Consider the following 25782-nt stretch of genomic DNA (forward strand, 5'->3'; position numbering starts at 1 on the left):
CCAATTGAGTCTGAAGCGAAAGATCAAAAGATCAAAAGATCGCAGCCTTCGGCAGCTCCTACAGGGAGTAACCAGGCGACACATTTAAACACGCCCGCGCTATGGTTCGGCATTCGTAAAAAGCATGGTCGATGACCTTCCCGGCGCGCCATGTTGATCTACAGTGGTTCTCCGGGGACGCAAAATCCCCGATTCAGAAAAAGTAAAACAGATGAACCCAAGGAGAGTCTCAATGCCCTACGTCCCCGTTGCAGCGCTCAAAGATTATGTCGGCAAGGAACTTGGACGTTCCGAATGGCTCACCATCGACCAGGACCGCATCAACCTGTTCGCCGAAGCCACTGGCGACTTTCAGTTCATCCACGTCGATCCGGTCAAGGCCGCGCAGACCCCGTTCGGCAGCACCATCGCCCACGGTTTCCTGTCGCTGTCGCTGATGCCCAAGCTGATGGAAGACATCCTGATCCTGCCCGAGGGCGTGAAGATGGTCGTCAACTACGGGCTGGACAGCGTGCGTTTCATCCAACCGGTGAAGGTCGATTCCAAGGTCCGGCTCAAGGTCGACCTGGTGGACGCCACCGAGAAAAAACCCGGCCAATGGCTGCTCAAGGCCACCGCCACCCTGGAAATCGAAGGCTCGGAAAAACCGGCCTATATCGCCGAGCCGCTGTCGCTCTGCTTCGTGTAAACCTGCGCACATGCGAAACCGTCCAGGCAGTTTCGCATCGCTTCTCTATATCCAGGAGCCAAAGCTGCGGCATACTCGTGGCCTGATGACCTGGATCCCGTTATGCGCTTACTCGTCCCACTGACCCTGACCCTGTTGCTCACCGCCTGTGGCGACGGCGAATCGCCGCTGCCTCCCGACGCGCGCCTGCCCGACGGCGGCCGTTATCGCGGCGACCTGGTGGATGGGCTGCTGCAAGGCCAGGGGCGCATCGACTACCCCAACGGCAGCTGGTACGCCGGGCAGTTCGACAAGGGCCAATGGCACGGCACCGGGGAATGGCATGGCAGCAACGGCGAGGTCTATCGCGGCCAGTTCCACCAGGGTCTGTTCCATGGCCAGGGCAGCCTGACCACACCCACCAGCAGCTACACCGGCGGCTTCAAGCTGGGGCGCCGGGACGGTGAGGGGACGCTCAAGGAAAACGGCATGACCTACCGGGGCGAGTTCAAGGCCGACCGCTATTCCGGCCTCGGACGCCTGGAACTCGACGACGGCAGCCAATACCAAGGCCCCTTCGTCAACGGCAAGCCCAACGGCGAAGGCCAGCGCTTCGACGCCAGCGGCAACCAGTTCACCGGGCACTTTGTCGATGGGCAGTTGCAGGGCAAGGGCACCTTCAACAGCGCCGAGGGCGATGTCTACATCGGCGGTTTCCGGAACAACCAGCTCAACGGCCGCGGTCGCTACGAAAATGCCGACGGCGATGTCTGGACCGGCCAGTTCAAGGATGGCGCACTGACCGGCCGGGGCGAACTGATCGGCGCCGACGGCAGCCACTACCTCGGTCAATTCAATGATTGGCGCTTTACCGGCGAAGGTCGCCTGAACCTGCCCGACGGCAGTTTCTACATCGGCCAGTTCGAGGGCGACAGCTACCACGGGCGCGGCACCCTGGTGCTGACCGATGGCACTGTGCAAAGCGGCACCTGGGCCAACGGCCAGCGGGTGCGCGACGCGGACGGCAGGTTGTTGCCGGATGTGCTTGAACGCGGCATCCTCGCCCAGGGTCGCCTGCTGGAAGATGCCCTGGCCAACATTCCGGCTTCGACCCCGGCGGTGGAACTGTACAGCCTGACCCTGGGCGGCGACGGCAAGCAAAGCGTGTTCCTGCGCGAATCCGACTATGTCGCCAACATGCTCGCCAGCCGTTTCGGCGCGTTCGGGCAGATCCGCCTGGTGAACCACCGCGATCACCTCGGCGACCGGCCCATGGCCAGCCGCGAGAGCCTGCGCCGCGCCGCCGCGACCCTGGCCGAACGCAGCGGCCCGGAAGACCTGATTTTCATCTACCTGACCAGTCACGGCACCAGCGACCATGAACTGGTGCTCGACCAGCCACGCATGGAACTGGCCGACCTGCCCGCCGACGAACTGGCCGTGGTCCTGGCACCGCTGAAGAACCGCGACAAGATCGTAGTGATCTCGGCCTGTTATTCCGGCGGTTTCATCCCGGCGCTCAAGGATGAACGCACCCTGATCATGACCGCTTCACGGGCCGACCGGGTGTCCTTCGGCTGCTCCGAGGAAGCCAACTTCACCTACTTCGGCGATGCGCTGTTCGCCCAGGCCTTGAACCAGACCGACGATCTTGAGCAGGCCTTCAAGCGCGCCAAGGCCACCGTGGCCGAACGCGAACAGGCGGACAATTTCGAAGCCTCCGAACCGCAGATGTGGGCGCCCAGGACGGTCCTTTCCCACTGGCAACTGCTGCGCAAACAACAAGCACGTAAAGCATTGCAAAGTGCGGCATTGAACGACGAGGCGACAAAGAGCAACTAAGCTGAACCGTATCAAGGGGGAAACACTATGTACTTGACGCCTCAGCATGTTTTGCTCGCCGGTGCGACCGGACTGACCGGGGAACACCTACTGGACCGGCTGCTCAACGAGCCGACCATCACCCGGGTATTGGCGCCTTCACGCCGGCCACTGGCCGAGCATCCACACTTGGAAAACCCGGTTGGGGAGCCGGCCCAAGTTCTGCCTCAACTCAGCGGCCAGGTCGACATCGCCTTTTGCTGCCTCGGCACCACCATCAAGAAAGCCGGCTCCGAGCAAGCCTTTCGCGCGGTGGACCTGGACTTGGTGGTGGCGTTTGCCAAGCGCGCCCGGGAACTGGGCGCACGGCACCTGGTGGTGATCAGTGCGCTGGGGGCCGACCCCAAGTCATCGATCTTCTACAACCGGGTCAAAGGTGAAATGGAGGCGGCGCTCAAGGCCCAGGGCTGGCCGCAACTGACCATCTGCCGCCCGTCCCTGCTGCTGGGCGACCGCGTCGAACCGCGCCTGGCCGAACAACTGGCCGGGCCGTTGTCGAAGCTGATCCCTGGCAAATACCACGGCATCGAAGCCTGCCAACTGGCCCGAGCCATGTGGCGTCTGGCGCTGGAGGAACAGGACGGGGTGCGGGTGGTGGAGTCGGATGAGTTGCGTAAGCTTGGCAAATAGTCATGTGGCGCCTGAGCGGGCGCCCTGTAGGAGCTGCCGAAGGCTGCGATCTTTTGATCTTTCGCTTGGAACTCAAGTGGCTGGGGAAGATCGCAGCCTCGTTCCACTCGACAGCTCCTACACAGCTCCTACACAGCGTCTACACAGACTCCATGCGCAGCCCAGCGGGAGCAAGCTCCCTCGCCACAGGTTCTATGGTGTTCGCTACATCCCGCCCGTAGCCTGGAACCCTACCCCTATCGCCGTGAACAACGACAACGGCAACAACAAGGTATCCAACAGCGCACTCCCCGGCAGGTCCACGCCCGGGTAACTCGGCGCCTCGGCCCCAAAGCGGTCCTTGGCGCAGCAACCACCGTTGAGCGCGTACAGATCCAGCCGCGTGCCCGCGTACACTACCGGCGCACCCGGCTTGGCGGCGTCGAGGGTGCGGGCGGTGGCGCAGCCGGTCAGTTGCAGGGCCAGCAGCACGATCAGCAGCTTATTCATCACTGCTCAAATGATGCTCGCCCCAACGCGGCAACATGTCCTGGGGGATGTTCAGCAGATTGAGGATCCGCGCGACCACGAAGTCGATCAGGTCATCGATGGTCTGCGGCTGGTGATAGAAACCCGGCGACGCCGGCAGGATGGTCACGCCCAGGTTCGACAGCTTGAGCATGTGCTCCAGGTGAATGCTCGAATACGGCGCTTCCCGCGGCACCAAAATCAACTGACGGCGCTCCTTGAGCGTAACGTCCGCCGCCCGTTCGATCAGGTTATTGCAGGCCCCGGTGGCAATCGCCGACAGCGTCCCGGTGGAGCACGGCACCACCACCATCGCGGCCGGCGCGCCGGAGCCCGAGGCCACCGGCGACATCCAGTCCTCCTTGCCATACACACGAATCTGCCCCGCCGCCGCACCGGTGTATTCGGTGAGGAAGGCCTGCATCATCTGGGTCTTGGCCGGCAGGGTCACGTCGGTCTCGGTGGCCATCACCAGTTGCGCGGCCTTGGAGATGAGGAAGTGCACCTCGCGGTCTTCGCGCACCAGGCAATCGAGCAGGCGCAAGCCGTACTGGGCGCCGGACGCACCGGTCATCGCCAGCGTGATGCGTTCCGGGCCGTTGCTCATTTCAGCGCCTCGGCGAGTTTGCCGTGCAGGCCGCCGAAGCCGCCGTTGCTCATGATCACCACGTGGGTGCCGGGCTGGGCCTGGCTTTTCACGCGCTCGATGATGCCTTCCAGGGAATCGCTGACAATCGACGGCACCGTGCACAACGCGGCGGTGGCACCGAGGTCCCAGCCGAGGTTGGCCGGCGCGTACCAGATCACCTGGTCGGCATCGACCACGCTTTCCGGCAGGCCGTCACGGTGGGCGCCGAGCTTCATGGAATTGGAGCGCGGCTCGATGATCGCCACCAGTGGCGCGTCACCGATGCGCTTGCGCAAACCGTCGAGGGTGGTGGCGATGGCAGTCGGGTGGTGTGCGAAGTCGTCATAAATGGTGATGCCGTTGACCTCGGCGACTTTCTCCATCCGCCGCTTCACGCTCTTGAACGCGCTCAACGCGGCGATGCCCATGGACGGCACCACGCCGACATGACGGGCCGCCGCGAGGGTGGCCAAGGCGTTGGCGACGTTGTGCTGGCCGGTCATGTCCCACTCGACCACGCCCTGGGACTGGCCTTCGAACATGACTTCGAACTGCGAACCGTCATCCTTGAGCAATTTCACCTGCCATTGGCCGCCCGCGCCGGTGGTTTGCACCGGGGTCCAGCAGCCCATTTCGATGACGCGCTGCAACGCCGGTTCAGTGGTCGGATGGATCACCAGGCCTTCGCTGGGGATGGTGCGCACCAAATGGTGGAACTGCCGCTCGATGGCCGGTAGATCGGGGAAGATGTCGGCATGATCGAACTCAAGATTGTTGAGGATCGCCGTGCGTGGACGGTAGTGGACAAATTTCGAGCGCTTATCGAAAAACGCGCTGTCGTATTCGTCGGCCTCGATCACGAAGAACGGCGTACCGCCCAGGCGCGCCGACACCGAGAAATTCTGCGGCACGCCACCGATCAGGAAACCTGGGCTCATGCCGGCGTGCTCCAGGACCCAGGCGAGCATGCTGCTGGTGGTGGTCTTGCCGTGGGTACCGGCCACGGCCAGGACCCAACGGCCCTGCAACACATGATCGGCCAGCCACTGCGGCCCGGACACGTACGGCAGGCCTTTGTTGAGCACGTACTCCACCGCCGGGTTGCCACGGGACATGGCGTTGCCGATGACCACCAGGTCCGGCGCCGGGTCCAGTTGCGCCGGATCATAGCCTTGGGTCAGTTCGATGCCCTGGGCTTCCAGCTGCGTGCTCATCGGCGGGTAGACGTTGGCGTCGGAACCGGTCACATGATGGCCCAGCTCCTTGGCCAGGACCGCCATCGAACCCATGAAAGTGCCGCAAATACCGAGAATATGGATGTGCATAGTCGACCTCGTAAACATGGCCGCAGGTTAGCGTAGGGAGGGGAAAATCGCACCTTGTGTTTAGCCTTCACACCGCTCCCACAAATGAATGTGCAACCCGGCTGTTGTGGCGAGGGAGCTTGCTCCCGCTCGACTGCGCAGCAGTCGCCTTCGGTTTCAGGGTGGAAAAAAGCTTGGGGCTGCTGCGCAGCCCAGCGGGAGCAAGCTCCCTCGCCACAAAAGCAGCCAGTTGCCAAGCAGTCAGCAGTCAGCAGTCAGCAGTCAGCAGTCAGCAGTCAGCAGTCAGCAGTCAGCAGTCCAAGTATCAGTGGTTCAGCGGGCAATCGCGTGCTTGCGCAGCTTGCGGTAAAGGGTATTGCGGCTGATCCCCAGTTGTTCCGCCGTGTGGGTCATGTGCCAGCGCTGGCGCTCCAGCGCATCGAGCAATACCAGGCGCTCGGCATCCGCCAGAGGCCGCTCCGCCACCGTTTCAACCAGCGCAATCGACGGACGCTGGCGGATCATCGCCGGCAAGTCCTCCAGCCCGATCCGCCCGCCATCGCACAGCGCGGCAAGGGTCCGCAGCACATTGCGCAATTGCCGCACGTTGCCCGGCCAGTCAAACCCCAGCAACGCCTGGCGCGCCGGTTCGTCGATGAACACCGTCTCGACGCCGCTCTCTTCAGCCAACAGGAAATCCAGCAACTGCGACTTGTCACTGCGCTCGCGCAACGCCGGCAACGGGATTTCCAAACCATTGAGGCGGTAGTACAAATCTTCGCGAAAACTGCCGTCCCGAACCCGGTCGAGCAATTGCCGGTGGGTGGCGCTGATGATGCGCACGTTCACCGGCTCCGGTTCGCCGCCGATAGGCACCACCTGGCGATCTTCCAACACCCGCAGCAAACGGGTCTGCAAGGCCAGGGGCATGTCGCCGATTTCATCGAGGAACAGCGTGCCGCCGTCGGCCTGTTGCAGCTTGCCGCGCATGCCCTCCTTGCGCGCGCCGGTAAAACTGCCGCCGCGATAACCGAACAGCTCGCTCTCGATCAGGCTTTCCGGAATGGCCGCGCAGTTGAGGGCGACGAAATGTTTCCCGGCGCGCTGGCTGGCGTGGTGCACAGCCTTGGCAAACGCCTCCTTGCCGGAGCCGGTTTCCCCATGGATCAACAACGGCACATCGCGCTCGAACACCCGCAGCGCCTTGCGGAAATGCTCCTGCAACGCCGCATCCCCCAGGCAAATGCCCGGCAGCCGCGCGGGCTCGATGGCCTTGAGCAACGGCGCGACCGGCACCGGCACGCTGCGCGGCTGCCCGCGCAACACGGCGAACAAATGCCGGCCGTCACGGGTGCGCAGCGGCCAACTGGCGCTGGCCTGGGCACTGGCACGGCCCAGCAACTCGTCCAGTGAACAGTCGAAAAAGTCCTCGACCCGCTGACCGAGCAGGCCGCCACGGATATGCCCCAAGAGATTGAGCGCGCTCTGATTGACTGCACAGATCCGCCCTTCGCCGTCGAAGGCCATCAAGCCTTCGCTGAACAGCCCCACGGACTCGGCCTGCAAGTGGAAACGCAGCAGCCATTGATTGTCGAAGCAACGCAGGAAATAACAGCTCTCGATCATCTTCGCCGAAAGATTGACCAGGGCCATGGTGTGGAATTGGCTCTGGCGCGACACGTCCGGCCGGGCCGAAGACACGTCGAGCACCGCCAGCAATTCGCCCTGGGGATCGAAGACCGGGCTGGCCGAGCAGGTCAGGCCCGTGTGACGGCCGCGAAAGTGTTCTTCCTGGTGGATGGTCAAGGCCTGGCGTTCCACCAGGCAGGTGCCGATGCCGTTGGTGCCTTCGCAGGCTTCGCTCCAGTCGGCGCCGAGCCAGAGGCCGGCCCGTTCGAAAATCTTCCGCTCGCTGGGGGCGGTGACGCAGTTGAGGATCACGCCCCGGGCGTCGGTGAGCAGCACCGCGTGGCCGGCGCCGGACAATTGCTGGTGCAGGCTGGTCATTTCATTGCCGGCGATGTGCAACACCTGCTGCAAGCGCTCGCGGCTCTCCAGCACCCGACCATGCTCGAGCACCGTCGGCGCCAGGTTCTGGGCCGGGTCGAGGTGATAGTCCTCGAGGCAGCGCAGCCAGGAACGGGCAATCGACGGATCGCTGCCAGGCCCCTGCAAATGGGCCTTGCCCTGGGTGACCGTCAGGACTTGCTGGGCATGGCGACTCAAATGGTTGCTGTGCATTTCTTATTGTTCTCCCGAAGGTAGCGGCCTTGCTGGGGTAACAGCCATGAACTCGCTCTGTAGGAGCTGTCGAGTGCAACGAGGCTGCGATCTTTCCACTGACGGTTGAGTCACGAGTGAACGATCAAAAGATCGCAGCCTCGTTGCACTCGACAGCTCCTACACAGCGCCTACACAGCGCCTACCCCGCCAGCTTCGCATCGAGGCCCAGCATCCTCCAGCCCTTCGACCTTTGCAATGCTGGCGCGACCTGCCAGTCACAGACTGTCCCGCATCTGGCACAAACTGTCACAGCCGCTGTATCGCAATCGTCACGCAGGGCATCCGTTTGTCCGGCCAACTCCTCCTAAAGTCTTGATTTCCGGGCCCTGCAAGGCAATGGCCCAACCTTTGCTCTAGGCTTAAGTACCAGCGCGAATTTGCGCGGCTCCCTAATAAGCACAAAAGCCAAGGAGAACTCATCATGCGTTACGCTCACCCCGGTACTGAAGGCGCTATCGTTTCGTTCAAGGCTAAATACGGTAACTACATCGGCGGCGAGTTCGTCGCGCCTGTCAAAGGTCAGTACTTCACCAATACGTCCCCGGTCAATGGCCAGCCCATTGCCGAATTCCCGCGCTCCACGGCCGAAGACATCGACAAAGCCCTGGACGCCGCCCACGCCGCCGCGGATGCCTGGGGTGCCACCTCGGCCCAGGCCCGTTCGCTGATCCTGCTGAAAATCGCCGACCGCATCGAAGCCAACCTCGAAGTGCTGGCGATCACCGAATCCTGGGACAACGGCAAGGCCGTGCGCGAAACCCTCAACGCCGACATCCCCCTGGCCGCCGACCACTTCCGCTACTTCGCCGGCTGCCTGCGGGCCCAGGAAGGCAGCGCCGCCGAGATCGACGGCAACACCGTGGCCTACCACATCCACGAACCGCTGGGCGTGGTCGGGCAGATCATCCCGTGGAACTTCCCGCTGCTGATGGCCGCCTGGAAACTCGCCCCGGCCCTGGCCGCCGGTAACTGCGTGGTGCTCAAACCGGCCGAGCAAACCCCGCTGGGCATCTGCGTGCTCATGGAGCTGATCGGCGACCTGCTGCCACCCGGCGTGCTGAACGTGGTGCAAGGGTTCGGCAAAGAAGCCGGCGAAGCCCTCGCCACCAGCAAGCGCATCGCCAAGATCGCCTTCACCGGCTCGACCCCGGTGGGCTCGCACATCATGAAATGCGCCGCCGAGAACATCATCCCGTCCACCGTGGAGCTGGGCGGCAAGTCGCCGAACATCTTCTTCGAAGACATCATGCAGGCCGAGCCGAGTTTCATCGAGAAAGCCGCCGAAGGCCTGGTGCTGGCGTTCTTTAACCAGGGCGAAGTCTGCACCTGCCCATCCCGCGCCCTGGTGCAGGAGTCGATCTACGACGAATTCATGCAAGTGGTGATGAAGAAAGTCCTGCAGATCAAACGCGGCGACCCGCTGGACACCGACACCATGGTCGGCGCCCAGGCGTCCGAGCAGCAATTCGACAAGATCCTTTCGTACCTGGAAATCGCCAAGGGCGAAGGCGCCGAGCTGCTGACCGGCGGCAAGGTGGAAAAACTCGAGGGCAACCTGGCGACCGGGTATTACATCCAGCCGACCCTGCTCAAGGGCACCAACAAGATGCGCGTGTTCCAGGAAGAAATCTTTGGCCCAGTGGTGAGCATCACCACCTTCAAGGACGAAGCCGAAGCCCTGGCGATCGCCAACGACACCGAGTTCGGCCTCGGCGCCGGCCTCTGGACCCGCGACATCAACCGCGCCTACCGCATGGGCCGGGCGATCAAGGCCGGTCGCGTGTGGACCAACTGCTACCACCTGTATCCGGCGCATGCCGCGTTCGGTGGCTACAAGAAGTCCGGCGTCGGGCGTGAGACGCACAAAATGATGCTTGATCATTATCAGCAGACCAAGAATTTGCTGGTGAGCTACGACATCAATCCGTTGGGGTTCTTCTAACCTGCGGGAAATTGCGCCCGGCTGATCGTTCCCACGCTCTGCGTGGGAATGCCTCTACGGACGCTCCGCGTTCGGCTCTTTGGGACGCGGAGCGTCCCTGGCTGTGTTCCCACGCAGAGCGTGGGAACAATCAAATCCATGCTGTATGCAACACACCGGTTTCAAGAGCAGCCCCGCTCCAACAGGGCCAAAAAACAATAAAAACAGGTAAACCCTTATGCCAAGCGATCATGCAAACCCGCAACCGGCAACGTCCTCGGTCGACTTCGAAAAAGTCGGCTCCGAATATTTCCAACAACGCGAACTGAAAAAAGGCGCGGCGGGCTGGGTCCTGCTGGTGGGCCTGGGCGTGGCCTATGTCATTTCCGGTGACTACGCCGGCTGGAACTTCGGCCTGGCCCAAGGCGGCTGGGGCGGGATGTTCCTCGCCACGCTGCTGATGGCCGCGATGTACCTGTGCATGTGCTTTTCCCTCGCCGAGCTGTCCTCGATGATCCCCACCGCCGGCGGCGGCTACGGTTTTGCCCGCAGCGCCTTCGGGCCCTGGGGCGGGTTTCTCACGGGCACGGCGATTTTGATCGAATACGCCATCGCCCCGGCGGCGATTGCCGTGTTCATCGGCGCCTATTGCCAGTCGCTGTTCGGCATTGGCGGCTGGATGATCTACCTGGCGTTCTACATCATCTTCATCGCCATCCACATATTTGGCGTTGGCGAAGCGCTCAAGCTGATGTTCATCATCACCGCCGTCGCCGCCCTGGCGCTGGGGGTTTTCCTGGTGGCGATGGTGCCGCACTTCAACGTCGCCAACCTGTTGGACATTCCGGTCAAGGAAGCCGTGGGCGCCAGTCCGTTCCTGCCGTTCGGCTACGTCGGCGTCTGGGCGGCGATCCCTTATGCCATCTGGTTTTTCCTCGCCGTGGAAGGCGTGCCCCTGGCCGCTGAAGAAACCAAGAACCCCAAGCGCGACCTGCCACGCGGCCTGATCGGCGCCATGCTGGTGCTGGTGGCCTTCGCCCTGCTGATCCTGGTGATCGGCCCGGGCGGCGCCGGCTCCAACGCGCTGATGACCTCGGGCAACCCGCTCGTGGAAGCCCTGGCCAAGGCCTACGGCGGCTCGACCTGGATGGGCAGCTTCGTCAACCTCGTCGGCCTGGCCGGTTTGATCGCCAGTTTCTTCTCGATCATCTACGCCTACTCGCGGCAGATCTTTGCCTTGTCCCGCGCCGGCTACCTGCCACGCAAACTCTCGGAAACCAATAAAAGCAAGGCACCGGTCCTGGCCTTGGTGATCCCCGGCATCATCGGTTTCGGCCTGTCCTTGACCGGCCAGGGCGACTTGCTGATTCTGGTGGCGGTGTTCGGCGCGACCATTTCCTACGTGTTGATGATGGCCGCGCACATCACCCTGCGCATCCGTCGCCCCAAAATGGACCGGCCATACCGCACGCCGGGCGGCATCTTCACCTCGGGCGTGGCCCTGGTGTTGGCGTGCATCGCCGTGGTGGCGGGTTTCCTGGTCGATCCTCGGGTGGTGATCGGCGCCGCGATCATCTATGGAGTGTTAATTGCTTACTTTGCTTTCTACAGTCGGCATCACTTGGTCGCAGGCACGCCCGAAGAGGAATTCGCGGCCATTCAAAAAGCCGAAGAAGCCTTGCACTAAGCCGTAACGTGCCGAAAACCACGGCGCCGCCCAGCGGCGCCGTCACGGAGAACCTGTATGGCCAGCTTTGCACACACGGTCGGCGCCCAGACCTACCGCTTCGACAGCCTCAAAGACCTGATGGCCAAGGCCAGCCCGGCGCGTTCCGGGGATTTCCTGGCCGAAATCGCCGCACTCAACGATGGCGAGCGCGTGGCGGCGCAAATGGCTTTGGCCGACTTGCCCCTCAGCCATTTCCTGCAAGAAATGCTGATTCCTTACGAGGCCGACGAAGTCACCCGGCTGATCGTCGACACGCACGATAAACAAGCCTTCGCCACCGTGAGCCACCTCACCGTCGGCGGTTTTCGCGACTGGCTGCTCAGCGACGCCGCCGACGAACAGAGCCTGCGGGCATTGGCCCCCGGCCTGACCCCGGAAATGGTCGCCGCCGTGTCGAAAATCATGCGCGTGCAAGACCTGGTGCTGGTGGCGCAGAAAATCCGCGTGGTGACCAAGTTCCGCGGCACCCTCGGCCTGCGCGGGCGCCTGTCCACCCGCCTGCAACCCAACCACCCCACCGACGAACCCGCCGGGATCGCCGCGAGCATCCTCGACGGCCTGCTCTACGGCAACGGCGACGCCATGATCGGCATCAACCCGGCCACCGACAGCACCGCCTCGATCTGCGCGATGCTGGAAATGCTCGACGCCATCATCCAGCGCTACGACATCCCCACCCAGGGCTGCGTGCTGACCCACGTCACCACCTCCATCGAAGCGGCGAATCGCGGCGTGCCCCTGGACCTGGTGTTCCAGTCCATCGCCGGCACCGAAGCGGCCAACGCCAGTTTTGGCATCAGCCTGAACATCTTGAAGGAAGGCTACGACGCCGGGCTCAGCCTGAATCGCGGCACCTTGGGCAACAACCTGATGTATTTCGAAACCGGCCAAGGCAGCGCGCTGTCAGCCAACGCCCACCACGGCGTCGATCAACAGACCTGCGAGACGCGGGCCTACGCCGTGGCGCGACATTTCAACCCGTTCCTGGTGAACACGGTTGTAGGTTTCATCGGCCCGGAATACCTCTACAACGGCAAACAGATCATCCGCGCTGGCCTCGAAGACCACTTCTGCGGCAAGTTGCTGGGCGTGCCGATGGGCTGCGACATCTGCTACACCAACCACGCCGAAGCCGACCAGGACGACATGGACACCCTGCTGACCCTGCTGGGCGTGGCCGGGATCAACTTCATCATGGGCATCCCCGGCTCCGACGACATCATGCTCAACTACCAGACCACCTCGTTCCACGACGCCCTCTACGCCCGCCAGACCCTGGGCCTCAAGCCCGCGCCGGAATTCGAAACCTGGCTGGCGAACATGGGCATCTTCACCCAGGCCGATGGCCGGGTGCGGTTTGGCGACAACCTGCCACCGGCGTTTCGTCATGCCCTCGCGCATTTGGGATAAGAGACCTGCCCATGGATAAAAAACCTGTCGATTCTCAAAACCCTTGGCTGAACCTGCGCAACCTCACCCCGGCGCGCATCGCCCTGGGCCGCACCGGCACCAGCCTGCCGACCTCGGCGCAACTGGATTTCCAATTCGCCCATGCCCAGGCCCGTGATGCCGTGCATCTGGCGTTCGACCACCAGGGCATTCGCGACCAACTGGATGAACGCGGCCGTGAGAGCCTGTTGCTCCATAGCGCGGCCAGCGACCGCAACAGTTATCTACAACGCCCGGACCTGGGCCGACGACTCGACGACGCTTCCGCGCAAATCCTGGACGCGTACGCGGCGGCCCATCCGGGCGGCGTGGACCTGGCCATCGTCGTGGCTGACGGCCTGTCGGCGCTGGCCGTGCATCGCCATACCTTGCCGTTCCTGGCACGCCTGGAAGAACAGATCACCGCTGAAGGCTGGTCGGTGTCGCCCATCGTCTTGGTGGAGCAAGGCCGCGTCGCCGTAGCCGATGAAGTGGCCGAACGGCTCGGTGCCAAGATGTCGGTGATCCTGATCGGCGAACGCCCCGGCCTCAGCTCCCCCGACAGCCTGGGGCTGTATTTCACCTACGCCCCCAAGGTCGGCCTGAACGATGCCTATCGCAACTGCATCTCCAACGTGCGCCTCGAAGGCCTGAGCTACGGCATGGCGGCTCATCGCTTGATCTACCTGATGCGCGAGGCCTGCCGCCGGCAGCTCTCGGGGGTCAATCTGAAGGACGAAGCCCAGGTAAACACGCTAGAGGCGGAAAACGCTGCCGATATGAAAGGTAATTTCCTACTGGCGCCGCCCCACAACTGATCCGTTTATCCGATTGCGTTTTTGATCCGCTTTCAGGCAGCATCAAAAGCACGGCAGCGCGACAGTGTTGTCTGAATATCTGTCGACCTTTGCAGACGAGACCTACCATGCGGATTATCCAAGCAACCCTGGAACACCTGGACCTGCTGACCCCATTGTTCGTCAAATACCGGGAATTCTACGGTTCACTGCCCTACCCGGATTCGTCCCGGGCCTTCCTCGAAAAGCGCCTGCGCCGCAAAGAGTCGGTGATCTACCTGGCCCTGCCCGATGACGACGACAACCGGCTGCTGGGGTTCTGCCAGCTCTACCCGAGCTACTCCTCCCTGTCCCTCAAGCGCGTGTGGATCCTCAACGACATCTACGTCGCCGAAGATGCCCGCCGCCAACTGGTGGCCGACAACCTGATCCGCACCGCGAAAAAAATGGCCAAGGAAACCAACGCCGTCCGCATGCGCGTCTCCACCAGCAGCAACAACGAAGTCGCGCAGAAAACCTACGAATCGATCGGCTTCAAGGAAGACACCGAGTTCAAGAACTACGTGTTGCCGATCAGCGAAGGGCTTTGAGCCTTATGGGCTGCCCGCAGCAGCCCTGGCCTTACTCGGTCCCCCGTGGCGAGGGAGCTTGCTCCCGCTGGGCTGCGCCGTAGGAGCTGACGAGTGCAACGAGGCTGCGATCTTTCCACTGACAATTGAGTCGAGAGCAAAAGATCAAAATCAAAAGATCGCAGGCTTCGCCAGCTCCTACAGAGTCCAGCGGGAGCAAGCTCCCTCGCCACAAAAGCAGTCCGAGCCACGCCTCATCCAGCCACTCCCTCAGAAATCCCCAGCTACAAACTCCCCCCGCACTCCCCCCGCCCCACCGTATAATGCCGCTCTTCCCAGCTTGTAAGAAAAAGCTACACACCCTGTAGCCATACTCAAAGCCAGACCCATCCGCCTGCCGAGTCGGGCCGCCACCACAGGTGCCATACATGGATTTCAACCCCCTCGACCTCATCCTGCATCTCGACGTCTACCTCGACATGCTGGTGACCAACTACGGGACGTGGGTCTACGCCATCCTGTTCCTGGTGATCTTCTGCGAAACCGGCCTGGTGGTGATGCCGTTTCTGCCCGGCGACTCCCTGCTGTTCATCGCCGGCGCCGTCGCCGCCGGTGGCGCCATGGACCCACTGCTGCTGGCCGGCCTGCTGATGCTCGCGGCCATCCTCGGCGACAGCACCAACTACCTGATCGGCCGCACCGCCGGCGAAAAACTGTTCAGCAACCCCAACTCGAAAATCTTCCGCCGCGACTACCTGCAACAAACCCACGACTTCTACGACAAACACGGCGGCAAAACCGTGACCCTGGCGCGCTTCCTGCCGATCATCCGCACCTTCGCGCCCTTCGTCGCCGGCGTCGGCAAGATGAACTACCTGCGCTTCTTCGGCTTTAGCGTCCTCGGCACCGTCCTCTGGGTCGGCGGCCTGGTGACCCTCGGCTACTTCTTCGGCAACGTGCCCTTCATCAAGCAAAACCTGTCGCTGCTCGTGGTGGGCATCATCCTGGTGTCGCTGCTACCGATGATCATCAGCCTGGTGCGCAGCAAACTGAACCAGCGCGCCTCGAAAGCCCAACCGCGCTGATCGCCATGTGGTCCCTGAGCAACTGGCGCCGCCGACGCACCCTCGCCAAACACCCCGTGGCCGAGGACACCTGGCAACGCGTGCGCCAACAATTGAGCTTCCTCGACGGCATCAGCGCCGCCGAGGACCAATGGCTGCGGGAAGCCTGCGTGCTGTTCCTGCACGACAAACACCTCACCGCCCTGCCCGGCGTCGAACTGCACCTGGAACAACGCCTGCTGCTCGCCGCCCAGGCCCAATTGCCGCTGATGCACCTCGGCGAACTGAACTGGTACCAGGGCTTCCACGAAATCGTCCTCTACCCCGACGACTTCCTCAGCCCCCAACGCTACCGCGACGCCAGCGGCATCGAACACGAGTGGGACGGCGAACACAGCGGCGAAGCCTGGCCCCAAGGCCCGATCATCCTGGCCTGGGACGGCGTCATGGCCAGCGGCGGCTGGGACGGCTACAACCTGGTGATCCACGAACTGGCGCACAAACTCGACATGCTCAACGGCGACGCCAACGGCCTGCCACCGCTGCACGCCGACATGCGCGTCAGCGACTGGGCCGACGCCATGCAGCAAGCCTTCGACGACCTCGACCGCCAACTGGACCAGAACCCGGACGCGGAAACCGTCATCGACCCCTACGCCGCGGAAAACCCGGCGGAGTTCTTTGCCGTCACCAGCGAATACTTCTTCAGCGCCCCGGACCTGCTGCACCAGGCCTATCCACGGGTGTACGAACAGCTCAAGGCGTTCTACCGCCAGGATCCGTTGGCCCGGCTGCGGCAACTTCAGGCCGAAGATCCGGTCTATCAGGCGTCATACTAAGGTCTCTAAGACCCTGCTAACGTGGCAACAGCGGCCGAATATGCCTATAATCGCCGCCACTTTTTGGTCAATCCGACCAGTCATTTGGTCAACTAACGGGGGCACCGCCCAATGAGCTACAGCAAGATTCCGGCTGGCAAAGACCTGCCGAACGACATCTACGTCGCAATCGAAATCCCGGCCAACCACGCCCCGATCAAATACGAAATCGACAAAGACAGCGACTGCCTGTTCGTTGACCGTTTCATGGCCACCCCCATGTTCTACCCGGCCAACTACGGCTACATCCCCAACACCCTGGCCGACGACGGCGACCCCCTCGACGTGCTGGTCGTGACCCCTTACCCTGTGGCCCCAGGCTCGGTCATCCGCGCCCGTCCAGTCGGCATCCTGAACATGACCGACGACGGCGGCGGCGATGCCAAAGTCATCGCAGTGCCACACGACAAACTGTCGCAGCTGTACGTCGACGTGAAGGAATACACCGACCTGCCACCGCTGCTGATCCAGCAGATCGAACACTTCTTCGCGAACTACAAAGACCTCGAAAAAGGCAAGTGGGTCAAGATCGAAGGCTGGGCCGGCGCAGACGCCGCCCGCGAAGCGATCATCAAGTCGGCTGCCGCCTACAAAGGCTGAGGCTGTATTTGAATAAAGAACCCCGGTTTGCACCGGGGTTTTTTTATGCCTTAATGGGGCTTAATACAACTTCGTATTAACATCGTTTAAACCCGTTTAGCCCGCGCCTTTCAAATCCTGCAAACGGAAAGATCATCTTATATATTTGAACAACCTGTTTATTGCCGAAAACACAGTCGCCCCTAAACTTTCCGTTTATGAAAATACTTTCCAGTGGCGACCGCTTCCGAGCCCTTCTAAAAGAAGCGAACATCCGTTCCGCCGACTTCGCGAAGTTATACGGCGTGAAATCCCAACACGTGAACAACTGGTTCAACCGTGGCATCCCGCCCGGGCGCATCCACTCCATCGCCAGCCTGCTGACCGTCAGCCCGGAATGGCTCGCCCGCGGCGAAGGCCCACAAACCCCACTGGGCCTCGGCCCCGGCACCACCTATGAGGCGGCCGAAAACGACGGCGTCTACAGCGTGGCGGAACCCACCGACATCGAACTGCCTTTCTACAAGGAAGTCCCCATCGCCCCCGGCGAAACCAAAACCCACATCGTCGAAATCCCCGACCAATCCATCCGCCTGCCCCGCAGCCACCTCGAATCCCTCGAAATCGACCCCAGCGACGCCATCTGCATCACCATGGTCGGCGACAGCATGGCCGAACGCATCGAAGACGGCTCCACCCTCGCCATCGACCGCGGCCTGACGCAAATTGTCGACGGCCAAATCTACGCCCTCGAACACGACGGCATGCTGCGCATCAAATACCTGCATCGCATCCCCGGCAACCGACTGCGCCTGCGCAGCCACAACAGCGCTGCGTATCCTGATGAGGTTTTCAGCGCAGAACAGATCGATGCGCAACACATCCACGTGATCGGCTGGGTGTTCTGGTGGTCAACCCTCAACAAACAGAGACCGCCGGTGTCCGACTAACCCACCCAAGACCAGAAACCGTGGCAGGAACTGCAGTAGGAGCTGTGGCAGGAGCTTTTGTGGCGAGGGAGCTTGCTCCCGCTGGGCTGCGCAGCAGCCCCCTGCTTTCCCCCTAAATCCCCTTAACCCAATGATTCCACACCACTTACCACTGGGATTCCGAAGAAAACCCGCGTATCCTCCGCCCCACATTTGCGAGCCCACGCCTCGCACCGACAAGGCAGATCACTTTCTGACCAAGTCCCACAGCCGGCCGCAAGAGCCGGATGTACGTTTTGAAGGCTGGTAAGGTTTGTCAAAAACGAGCTGAATCAGTCAACGAGAAGCCGGCCATAAGCCGGCTTTTTAATGTCTGAGTTTTATCCATCCCCCCGTCCAAAATCCCGCCTGATGACCAAACAACGTCGCGCGTAAGCATCCCCGTGCTCGAAGGCGAAGGTCATCGAACACCGTATGATTCCCAAACGCCATCAGAAGAGAATATTCTGACGACATATTGCGCTGCGTCCTACAGCGAAACGGGAACCCTACGGATAGCCCCCGCCATGTCCTCTTCATCTATCAGCAATCAATCCAATCCGCCCTGGAGCCGTGACGAACTCGTCCTAGCTCTGAATCTGTACCTTCTTCACCGCAATGGTTTACCCGGAGTGAATCATCCGGAAGTCCGAGCCCTATCACAGAGCCTCAATCTCATTGGCACCGCTACAGGTGTGAGCAAGAACCAGAGTTTTCGTAACACCAATGGTGTCTGCATGAAGCTCAATAATTTCCGTCGTTGGGATCCGAGCTACACCAACACTGGTCGCACAGGTCTTGCAAAAGGCAATAAGGACGAAGAATTGGTATGGCTGGAGTTTGCTAATAATCCCGAGCGTCTGGCCGAAGTCGTAGCAGCCATCAAGGCGAACGTCGGAACCACTTCTTCTACTACGCCAATGGATCTAAGTGCGGAGGAAGAACCGGGCTTCTTCGAAGCAGAGGAAGGAAAAGTGTTAACCCGCGTGCACCGTGTACGGGAAAGGGACAAAAAACTCGTAAAACGAAAAAAGGACGAAGCCCTCAAGAAGCACGGTGTCCTCCAGTGCGAAGCCTGTGGTCTCAACTTCAGCAAAACATATGGCCCGGACATCGAAGGTGTTATCGATGTGCACCACACTAAGCCACTGCATACGCTCCAACCTGGCGATAAAACCAAGCTCGCGGACCTCGCATTGTTATGTGCCAATTGCCATCGAGTGGTGCATTCACGCCGTAAGTGGCTGAGTGTCGCCGAGGTCAAGGAGCGCTACCAAGCCGCCAAAAATAAAGCCTGAACTGGGCCGACTGTCGAAGCGAAAATCAGTCAAAAGCCCACTGTCACAAAAGAAAACTCTTACAATCCATCCCTAGATTTCTGACGTGGCTGTTGGTCACGTTTCTGGCGGCAAACGAGAGGCAAGCCTGTGAGCAAGGCAGACGGCACACCCAAACGATTAATCGACGTGGAAAATCTTGCGACGTCGCTTCAGCGCTTTGCAGATGATCGCGACTGGCAGCAGTTTCACTCGCCCAAAAACCTTTTGCTGGCCCTGACAGGCGAGGTAGGTGAGCTTTGCGAGATTTTCCAGTGGATGAGCGAAGCCGATTCAGTGGCTGCCGCGAAGCATCCCACAACCGCCCAAGCCGTGAAGGATGAGCTAGCCGACGTACTCATGTACTTAGTCCGTCTGAGCAACGTGCTAGGAGTCGATCTCAACGAAGCGGTCGCGAGCAAACTTGCTCTGAACGGCCAGAAATATCCCGTCGACAAAGCCAAAAGCACCAGCAAAAAGTACGACCAACTCTGACCTTCAGTGCTCTAAGGACCTCTTGTGATCGTTTACGCTGCGACCAAACAGCAATTCTTGAAAGACAACGATAACGACGACATTGAAGAAGTGATCCTCCGGCACTTCAAAGAGGCCACTGGTAAGAAGGTCGGCGCGTCAGAGATCAGGTCGTGGCAGGGATCCCTGACCTACATGGCCAAGGTACTTCGAGATGATGATCTACCCAGCGACGCTGGTCTGGCCATTGAGTTGCATATCCCACAGTCCTCGAAACGCATCGATTTTTTGCTCACGGGACGCGATGAGAACCAAGCAAAAAAAGCTGTATTGATCGAACTGAAGCAATGGAGCAAGGCGAGCGCAACCACCAAGGACGCGATAGTGAAAACTGCCTTGGGTGGCGGTCTCGTTGAAACCATTCACCCGTCCTACCAGGTATGGTCGTACGCAGCGCTGCTGGAAGGCTTCAACGAAGCGGTATATGACAAAAGCATCGAAATTCGGCCCTGCGCCTATCTGCATAACTATGTCAGTGATGGCGTCATCGACTCCGCTCACTACCAAGCCCATACCAGTAAAGCTCCATTGTTCCTCAAAGGCCCCGAGGAACTGACCAAGCTACGGACCTTCCTGAAAAAACACATTACCCACGGCGATAACAAGGAGGTTCTCTACGAACTCTCCAACGGAAAAATTCGGCCATCCAAAGCGTTAGCCGAGGCGCTTGGCGGGCTCATGAAAGGCAAACCAGAGTTCGTATTGATTGACGACCAAAAGGAAATATTCGAGTCAGCGCTTGTTGCGGCGAGTGAAGCGTCCACAGCAGCGCCAAAGGTGCTAATCATCGAGGGCGGCCCTGGAACCGGAAAAACCGTTTTGGCAATTAACTTGCTGGTAAGACTCACCGGCTTAAAGTTACTGAGCAAATACGTCTCGAAAAACGCCGCACCACGCAAGGTCTACGAAAGCAAACTGGTCGGAACGATCAAACGTAGTCATTTTTCTAATTTCTTTTCTGGCTCGGGTGCGTTTATCGAAACCGAGCCCAATACGTTCGACGCACTCATCGTTGACGAAGCTCACAGGCTCAACGAGAAAAGCGGTCTTTATGGGAACCTGGGCGAGAACCAAATTAAGGAATTGATCAACTCAGCGAAGTGCTCGATTTTCTTCATCGACGAAGATCAACGCGTGACCTTGAGCGACATCGGTAACAAGCGGGCAATCCGTGCCTTTGCCAAAGCAAAAGGCGCAACGGTGGAGGAGTATTCGCTGTCCTCCCAGTTCCGTTGCAGTGGCTCTGATGGCTATCTAGCGTGGTTGGATGACGTATTGGCTATTCGACCGACTGCCAATCCGCTACTCGATACTAGCGAATACGAATTCAAGGTGTTCAACACTCCGCAGGCGATGCACACGGCCATCGAGCAGAAAAACCACGGGAACAAAGCTCGCGTTGTCGCGGGTTACTGCTGGCCTTGGCTCAGCAAAACAGACTCTCAGGCTTCCGATATAGTGATTGGTGATGATTACGCTCGCCAATGGAACCTGGATCAGGACGGCAGTTTGTGGATCATCGCGGAAAACTCCATTGAACAGGTCGGCTGCATCCACACTTGCCAAGGGCTGGAAGTCGACTACATAGGAGTGATCATCGGACCGGACTTAATCGTCCGAGACGGGCAAGTGCTGACATCGCCGCATAAGCGTGACAAGTACGACAAATCGATTCGCGGCTGGAAAAAACTAATGAAAGAGCGGCCTGATTTCGCGCAGAAGGAGACGGATCTGATCATCAAAAACACGTACCGAACACTGATGACCCGTGGGTTGAAAGGGTGCTACCTGTACTGCACCGATCAGGAAACGGCACAATACTTTGAGAGTCGGCTTGCCGATTACCGCCCCCGCTGACGTCCTGCTGACTTGGACAATTATCCAACAGGTTGTTGGACAATTTGAGCGCCCGTCGTTTCGGGGCTTTTATGAAAGGTCTTGCCAAGCAAGACCTTTTTTCGCCAGAGAGGCAGCCAACACCCCGCCCTATCTCACCTCAACAATATCCAAAGCCCGATTCGCCAACAGTTCACTCAACTCAATCACCTGCAAAATCCCCATCGCAACACGCCGTCGCGATCCCTCCAGATCAAACACCAAATCACTGATCATGGCATTCGCCGAAGCCAGGTTTTCACTGAGACTGGCGAGCAGACACTCCGAATCAACATCAGGCGCGATGCGGAAGATGCTGTTGGGATTGTCAGACGTTTCCTTCTTCGGCGTAGGGTTCAGATAAAAATCCAAAGCCCGTTCAGCAGCTTCATCGAGCTTCTTGTTACGAGCAGACTGAGCGCGAGACACATGCTCATCTGTAGCTGGCGGGTTGGGTGTAATCTTAGCCATGGTAAAGCTCCTAGAGTCTGTTGGAGCTACCACCATTCGCTGCGAAACGAAGTTGGGGTGGCAGCTGTACGCGGGTTCGCAGACCGGGACTCTAGGGACCGGCAGACCCAAGGGGTCTCCCACGCACAGCCACCTCTGACGAAATCACAGACATGGGTAATCTGCTTTCGAAGGTGACGTTGTGCGCCTATAGAGTCCGGGCTGCGAAACCCGATCACTGATGCTCAGTGACGGATTCAAACTACCGACGCCCTCCAAGACGCACAAGCCGGCGGATTCTGGCGTAGTTGTAGGCAATGGCGCAAGACGGCGTCAGCCCCTCCCAACTCCCACGTGCCCCAATAAACATCCCGCCGTTTTCCCCTAACTTATTCAAACGAACCACTTCGGCTGAGTGTCCTCCACTCCCAATCGATTTAACGGTAGATAGTCCAGACGCCAAGCATTGCCAGCGCCCAAAGCAGCACTCCGGGCACCATGGCCAGATAATTCCAGGCGGTGAAGCGCGAATTGCTCAGCGCCTGAGGGTCATTGGCGGCGAAGTTGATCATCGGTTGGCCCCGGCTCACCACATAGGCTCGCAGTGGAATCGCCAACAGTAACCATCCCATCAGAAACTCGAAGCCATCGACGCGCTTCGCCACTGCATCCAACAGATTGGCACCGACCGTCAGCACAACGAATACGGTTGCCCACTGCTCATAGTCCCACTCATACGTACGACCACTGCCACGAATTTTCTCATTCGCGCGCCGATACAGTTGGTGAATGAAAAATATGCACAACAGGCCGCGAGCCCACGGCCAGATATCTGCCTGGGTGGATTGCTTGTACAGGCTCCAGTTTTTGTATGACCAGTAATAGAAATAGAAGCCAAACGTCAGAATCGCCAGTGTCAGAAGCTTTGCCGGTGAGACCACATAGAATTCGTATGGCTGTTCAACGAAGGTCTCCAATGGAGCCAAAGGTGGTGCGTAAACATTTTCGGACACGGCTGCTTCCTTGATAAGGGTGAACAGATAAGGCTAACGACCTGCCGGGCGAAATATTGAGGGCAATCATCACAATCGATCATGTGTCGTGGCTGGCCGCTGTCGGGCTACCAGCAACAAAAAAGGCCTTGCCATGCAAGACCTTTTTTCATACCCGGGGTAAGCGCGGCCCCTTGCTACCTCACCTCAACAATATCCAAAGCCCGACTCGCCAACAGTTCACTCACCTCAATCACCTGCAAAATCCCCAACGCAAAATGCCGTCGTGATCCCTCAAGACCAAACGCCAAATCACTGATCATGGCATTCGCCGAAGCCAGGTTCTCACTGAGGTTGGCCAGCAGACATTCCGAATCAACATCCGGTGCGATACGGAAAATAGTGTTGGGCTTGTCAGACGTTTCTTCCTTCGGCTTAGGCTTCAGGTAGTAATCCAACGCCCGGTTGGCAGCCTCATCAAGCTTATTGTTACGAGCAGACTGAGCGCGGGACACATGCTCATCTGTGGTCGGAGGGTTCGGTGTAATTTTTGCCATCGACTTAGGTTCCTTAAGTGATGCTGCAACCACCTCGCGACTAAACGAGAGGGCGGCAGCTGTGCGCAGGTTAGTCGACCGGTGAACCTAAGAATCCCGGCGCGCCCGGGGGCGCCCTGCGCACAGCCACCATCAATACAGGAACAGCACAGCCTGTCCGACGGGACTTGTTACGCCTTAGGTTGAGACGGGCGACTAAACCCGATCACTGATGCTCAGTGACAGGATTCAAACTACCGACGCTCTCCAAGACGCACAAGCCGGCCGATTCTGGCGTAGTTGTAGGCAATGGCGCAAGGCGATGTCGGTCGTGGCTGGTCTCGTGGAGTCACGATAAACAGCTGGTTGGAATGTTGGCTGACACACCGCTATCGCGAGCAAGCTCGCTCCCACAGTGGAGCTTGTGAACATGCGTTGCAGGGGAATGCATTCGCGACTGGCTGCATCCTTGCAGCCAGTCGCGAAGAGGGTTTGACTCGTTGTTCAATGGGGCGTGCGAGCAACGTCGCAATAAATCAGGCGGGATATCTCGATCCTATCCACAACGGTTTTGCCATCGACCGCAAACCCGCTGCCTGCCCCCCGGTGTTGCCGTTACTTGAGCGTGACGTCAAGCATCGGCGGGATGTAACCGTAGTCGTACTCGGCCACCACGAACGTCTGCTGCCCTTTTATCTTCATGCCCACCGTGGGTGCCTCGGTGCCGCCGACACGAATCTGCGTGCCGGTTTCGTCGGTCGGTACGCTGTCGATGAAGGAGGTCACCAGGCCGTTTGGCATTACATAGTGCGAGTAGGTCTGGAATGGCTGGGAGGATGGGTTGCCCAGCACCAGGCCGGAACCGTTCAGGGGCACGTAAGGGCCGAACAGCGAGTCCGCGACGAAACCGTACACCCCGTCCGGCCCGGTGACACCGTCGGCGTAGGTGAAGGTATGGCTGATCGTGAACAGGTAGTACTTGCCATCCTGGAACACGAAGTGCGGGCGCTCGGTCTGGTCGTTTACCCCGACGGCGGTCAGCAGTGGCGGCAACATTTCCCAGTCGTCACCGTCCGCGTCGCGGGCTACGGCGATGCCGACACAGGCGGTCTGGAAGCGCGAGTTGCCGACATCTTCATAACCCGGCGGCACGTCGCCGATTTCTGCCTCGCCTACTTTGTGCGAGCCGCGCTCACCGGCCACGTTACCCTCGAACAGCATGTACAGCTTGCCATCTTTCGGGTCGCGGAAAGGCCATGGGTCGCGGAAACCCCAGAACGCGTTTTGTGCTTCGGTCTGATACATCTTGCCGTCTGCCTCGAACAGCGGCTTGACCTTCTCGAAGCCGACCATGCTGACACCGTGTTCAGTGGTCACTACCCGACCGCGCACCTTGACGATGGTCGCGCCTGGGGTGACGGCGGTGTAATACAGGTCCACTTCACCTCGGTCGTTCAGCAGGATCGGCGTACCAGCCCATTCGCGAGCGGTGGGCGAAACGCCTTCGGCCATCACGCGGCCACCGAATTCCCAGTTCTTGCCGGTACGAGAAAACCAGTAGTACATCTTTGCCCGACCGTGGCGGTCGTTCCAATCGCGGAGGATGTCGTAGTTGCCGTCCTCGTCGAGGTACTGCGGGTCGTTTGGATGACGATCGGCGGTCAGGGTGAAGATCACCGACCAGCCATCGACGGACGTCACGTTACCGTCCAGGTCGCGCAGGGGCATGGTGTCCCAGATGAACACGTCGTTGTTCAGGACCGGGAAATCCGCGCTGACCAGTGGTTGAGTGGTGGTGGGGTCATCGGCCCGGACTTTCAACGCGTCGGCGCGGGTCCAGAGGCTGGGTTGATGGGGGGTTGCACCGAATTTTTCAGTGGTGGTTTTCATAGGTTATTGCCTCGTCCATGAATGGATTTAAATAAGTAGCGATTTAGAAATACTGTATGTTCATACAGTGAAATCACCTTATAGAGGCTTGCCTATGCAGGTCAAGCATAAAAATGCATTTGTGCATATTTTGGTTTTTTCTTATAGCTGATACGTTTCAGCTTGGAGCGTTTGAAGAAGTTGGTTTTTGGGAGATCGCCGATGTTGCCTGCACGCTTGGTGTTCTGAGCGCTTGGCGCTATCGCGAGCAGGCTCGCTCCCACAGGGGGATGTGTGGAATGCCTGTTATGGCGGTGGGTCAGTTGTTTTTGATGTGGCTGGTGGTGCGCTATCGCGAGCAAGCTCGCTCCCACAGT

General features: G+C 59.9%; 24 protein-coding genes. 15 read left to right on the forward strand and 9 right to left on the reverse strand.

Annotated features, from left to right (window positions below):
• Window positions 1-232: 232 nt before the first annotated feature.
• From AD659_RS24270 to AD659_RS24280, 3 genes are all read left to right on the forward strand, one after another.
• The gene (locus AD659_RS24270) at window positions 233-688 is read left to right on the forward strand and encodes a MaoC family dehydratase (protein ID WP_053125683.1); all 456 of its coding nucleotides are present in this window, start codon (window positions 233-235) and stop codon (window positions 686-688) included.
• A 102-nt stretch (window positions 689-790) separates the two neighbouring features.
• Window positions 791-2509, forward strand: a complete 1719-nt coding sequence (locus tag AD659_RS24275) for a C13 family peptidase (protein WP_053125684.1) — start codon at window positions 791-793, stop codon at window positions 2507-2509.
• 27 nt (window positions 2510-2536) lie between these two features.
• Window positions 2537-3178: an oxidoreductase gene (locus AD659_RS24280; RefSeq protein ID WP_053125686.1), complete on the forward strand. Its 642-nt coding sequence runs from the start codon at window positions 2537-2539 to the stop codon at window positions 3176-3178.
• A 204-nt stretch (window positions 3179-3382) separates the two neighbouring features.
• Here AD659_RS24280 and AD659_RS24285 read toward each other — a convergent pair whose 3' ends face one another.
• The 4 genes from AD659_RS24285 to AD659_RS24300 form a co-directional block, all read right to left on the reverse strand.
• Window positions 3383-3667 (reverse strand): YceK/YidQ family lipoprotein, encoded by a 285-nt coding sequence (locus AD659_RS24285; RefSeq protein WP_053125688.1) that lies wholly within the window; start codon window positions 3665-3667, stop codon window positions 3383-3385.
• The gene (ubiX, locus tag AD659_RS24290) at window positions 3660-4292 is read right to left on the reverse strand and encodes a flavin prenyltransferase UbiX (RefSeq protein WP_053125690.1); all 633 of its coding nucleotides are present in this window, start codon (window positions 4290-4292) and stop codon (window positions 3660-3662) included. The genes AD659_RS24285 and ubiX overlap by 8 nt, the downstream gene beginning before the upstream one ends.
• Window positions 4289-5638, reverse strand: a complete 1350-nt coding sequence (gene mpl / locus AD659_RS24295; RefSeq protein ID WP_053125692.1) for a UDP-N-acetylmuramate:L-alanyl-gamma-D-glutamyl-meso-diaminopimelate ligase — start codon at window positions 5636-5638, stop codon at window positions 4289-4291. The genes ubiX and mpl overlap by 4 nt, the downstream gene beginning before the upstream one ends.
• 312 nt (window positions 5639-5950) lie before the next feature.
• Entirely contained in the window at window positions 5951-7858 is a 1908-nt protein-coding gene (locus AD659_RS24300; RefSeq protein ID WP_053125694.1) for a sigma-54-dependent Fis family transcriptional regulator, read from the reverse strand.
• 463 nt (window positions 7859-8321) lie between these two features.
• On the opposite strand from AD659_RS24300, the gene exaC reads away from it, so the two are divergent.
• The 12 genes from exaC to AD659_RS24365 all read left to right on the forward strand — a co-directional run bounded on the left by exaC (window position 8322) and on the right by AD659_RS24365 (window position 21540).
• Window positions 8322-9842 carry an acetaldehyde dehydrogenase ExaC gene (gene exaC, locus AD659_RS24305; protein ID WP_053125696.1) on the forward strand — a complete coding sequence of 507 codons (1521 nt, stop codon included), beginning with the start codon at window positions 8322-8324 and terminating at the stop codon, window positions 9840-9842.
• A 217-nt stretch (window positions 9843-10059) separates the two neighbouring features.
• Window positions 10060-11508: an ethanolamine permease gene (eat, locus tag AD659_RS24310; protein ID WP_053125697.1), complete on the forward strand. Its 1449-nt coding sequence runs from the start codon at window positions 10060-10062 to the stop codon at window positions 11506-11508.
• A gap of 57 nt (window positions 11509-11565) precedes the next feature.
• Window positions 11566-12960, forward strand: coding sequence for an ethanolamine ammonia-lyase subunit EutB (locus AD659_RS24315; protein WP_053125698.1), 1395 nt, complete (start codon window positions 11566-11568; stop codon window positions 12958-12960).
• A gap of 11 nt (window positions 12961-12971) precedes the next feature.
• Window positions 12972-13796, forward strand: coding sequence for an ethanolamine ammonia-lyase subunit EutC (gene eutC, locus AD659_RS24320; RefSeq protein ID WP_053125700.1), 825 nt, complete (start codon window positions 12972-12974; stop codon window positions 13794-13796).
• Window positions 13797-13903: 107 nt separating this feature from the next.
• Window positions 13904-14365 (forward strand): GNAT family N-acetyltransferase, encoded by a 462-nt coding sequence (locus AD659_RS24325; protein WP_053125701.1) that lies wholly within the window; start codon window positions 13904-13906, stop codon window positions 14363-14365.
• A gap of 407 nt (window positions 14366-14772) precedes the next feature.
• Window positions 14773-15429 (forward strand): DedA family protein, encoded by a 657-nt coding sequence (locus tag AD659_RS24335; protein ID WP_053125704.1) that lies wholly within the window; start codon window positions 14773-14775, stop codon window positions 15427-15429.
• Between the two features lie 5 nt (window positions 15430-15434).
• Window positions 15435-16247: a M90 family metallopeptidase gene (locus AD659_RS24340; protein ID WP_053125706.1), complete on the forward strand. Its 813-nt coding sequence runs from the start codon at window positions 15435-15437 to the stop codon at window positions 16245-16247.
• 111 nt (window positions 16248-16358) lie between these two features.
• The gene (gene ppa, locus AD659_RS24345) at window positions 16359-16886 is read left to right on the forward strand and encodes an inorganic diphosphatase (RefSeq protein WP_018611265.1); all 528 of its coding nucleotides are present in this window, start codon (window positions 16359-16361) and stop codon (window positions 16884-16886) included.
• A 197-nt stretch (window positions 16887-17083) separates the two neighbouring features.
• Window positions 17084-17815 carry a LexA family transcriptional regulator gene (locus AD659_RS24350; RefSeq protein ID WP_053125708.1) on the forward strand — a complete coding sequence of 244 codons (732 nt, stop codon included), beginning with the start codon at window positions 17084-17086 and terminating at the stop codon, window positions 17813-17815.
• Between the two features lie 545 nt (window positions 17816-18360).
• On the forward strand, window positions 18361-19131 hold the full coding sequence (locus AD659_RS30085) for an HNH endonuclease (RefSeq protein WP_153043948.1): 771 nt from the start codon (window positions 18361-18363) through the stop codon (window positions 19129-19131).
• Between the two features lie 129 nt (window positions 19132-19260).
• Window positions 19261-19644, forward strand: coding sequence for a nucleotide pyrophosphohydrolase (locus AD659_RS24360; protein ID WP_053125711.1), 384 nt, complete (start codon window positions 19261-19263; stop codon window positions 19642-19644).
• A gap of 24 nt (window positions 19645-19668) precedes the next feature.
• Window positions 19669-21540: a DUF2075 domain-containing protein gene (locus tag AD659_RS24365; RefSeq protein WP_053125714.1), complete on the forward strand. Its 1872-nt coding sequence runs from the start codon at window positions 19669-19671 to the stop codon at window positions 21538-21540.
• A 129-nt stretch (window positions 21541-21669) separates the two neighbouring features.
• Here AD659_RS24365 and AD659_RS24370 read toward each other — a convergent pair whose 3' ends face one another.
• From AD659_RS24370 to AD659_RS29885, 5 genes are all read right to left on the reverse strand, one after another.
• Window positions 21670-22029 carry a DUF6124 family protein gene (locus AD659_RS24370; RefSeq protein WP_053125716.1) on the reverse strand — a complete coding sequence of 120 codons (360 nt, stop codon included), beginning with the start codon at window positions 22027-22029 and terminating at the stop codon, window positions 21670-21672.
• A 416-nt stretch (window positions 22030-22445) separates the two neighbouring features.
• Complete coding sequence (locus tag AD659_RS24375; protein WP_053125718.1) at window positions 22446-23021, reverse strand: hypothetical protein; 576 nt, start codon at window positions 23019-23021, stop codon at window positions 22446-22448.
• A 176-nt stretch (window positions 23022-23197) separates the two neighbouring features.
• On the reverse strand, window positions 23198-23557 hold the full coding sequence (locus AD659_RS24380) for a DUF6124 family protein (protein ID WP_053125720.1): 360 nt from the start codon (window positions 23555-23557) through the stop codon (window positions 23198-23200).
• Between the two features lie 594 nt (window positions 23558-24151).
• On the reverse strand, window positions 24152-25426 hold the full coding sequence (locus AD659_RS24385; protein ID WP_053125722.1) for a glycoside hydrolase family 68 protein: 1275 nt from the start codon (window positions 25424-25426) through the stop codon (window positions 24152-24154).
• A gap of 101 nt (window positions 25427-25527) precedes the next feature.
• Window positions 25528-25767, reverse strand: a complete 240-nt coding sequence (locus AD659_RS29885; RefSeq protein ID WP_153043949.1) for a hypothetical protein — start codon at window positions 25765-25767, stop codon at window positions 25528-25530.
• Window positions 25768-25782 lie beyond the last annotated feature (15 nt).

This window comes from Pseudomonas thivervalensis (assembly GCF_001269655.1).
Taxonomy (GTDB): domain Bacteria; phylum Pseudomonadota; class Gammaproteobacteria; order Pseudomonadales; family Pseudomonadaceae; genus Aquipseudomonas; species Aquipseudomonas thivervalensis.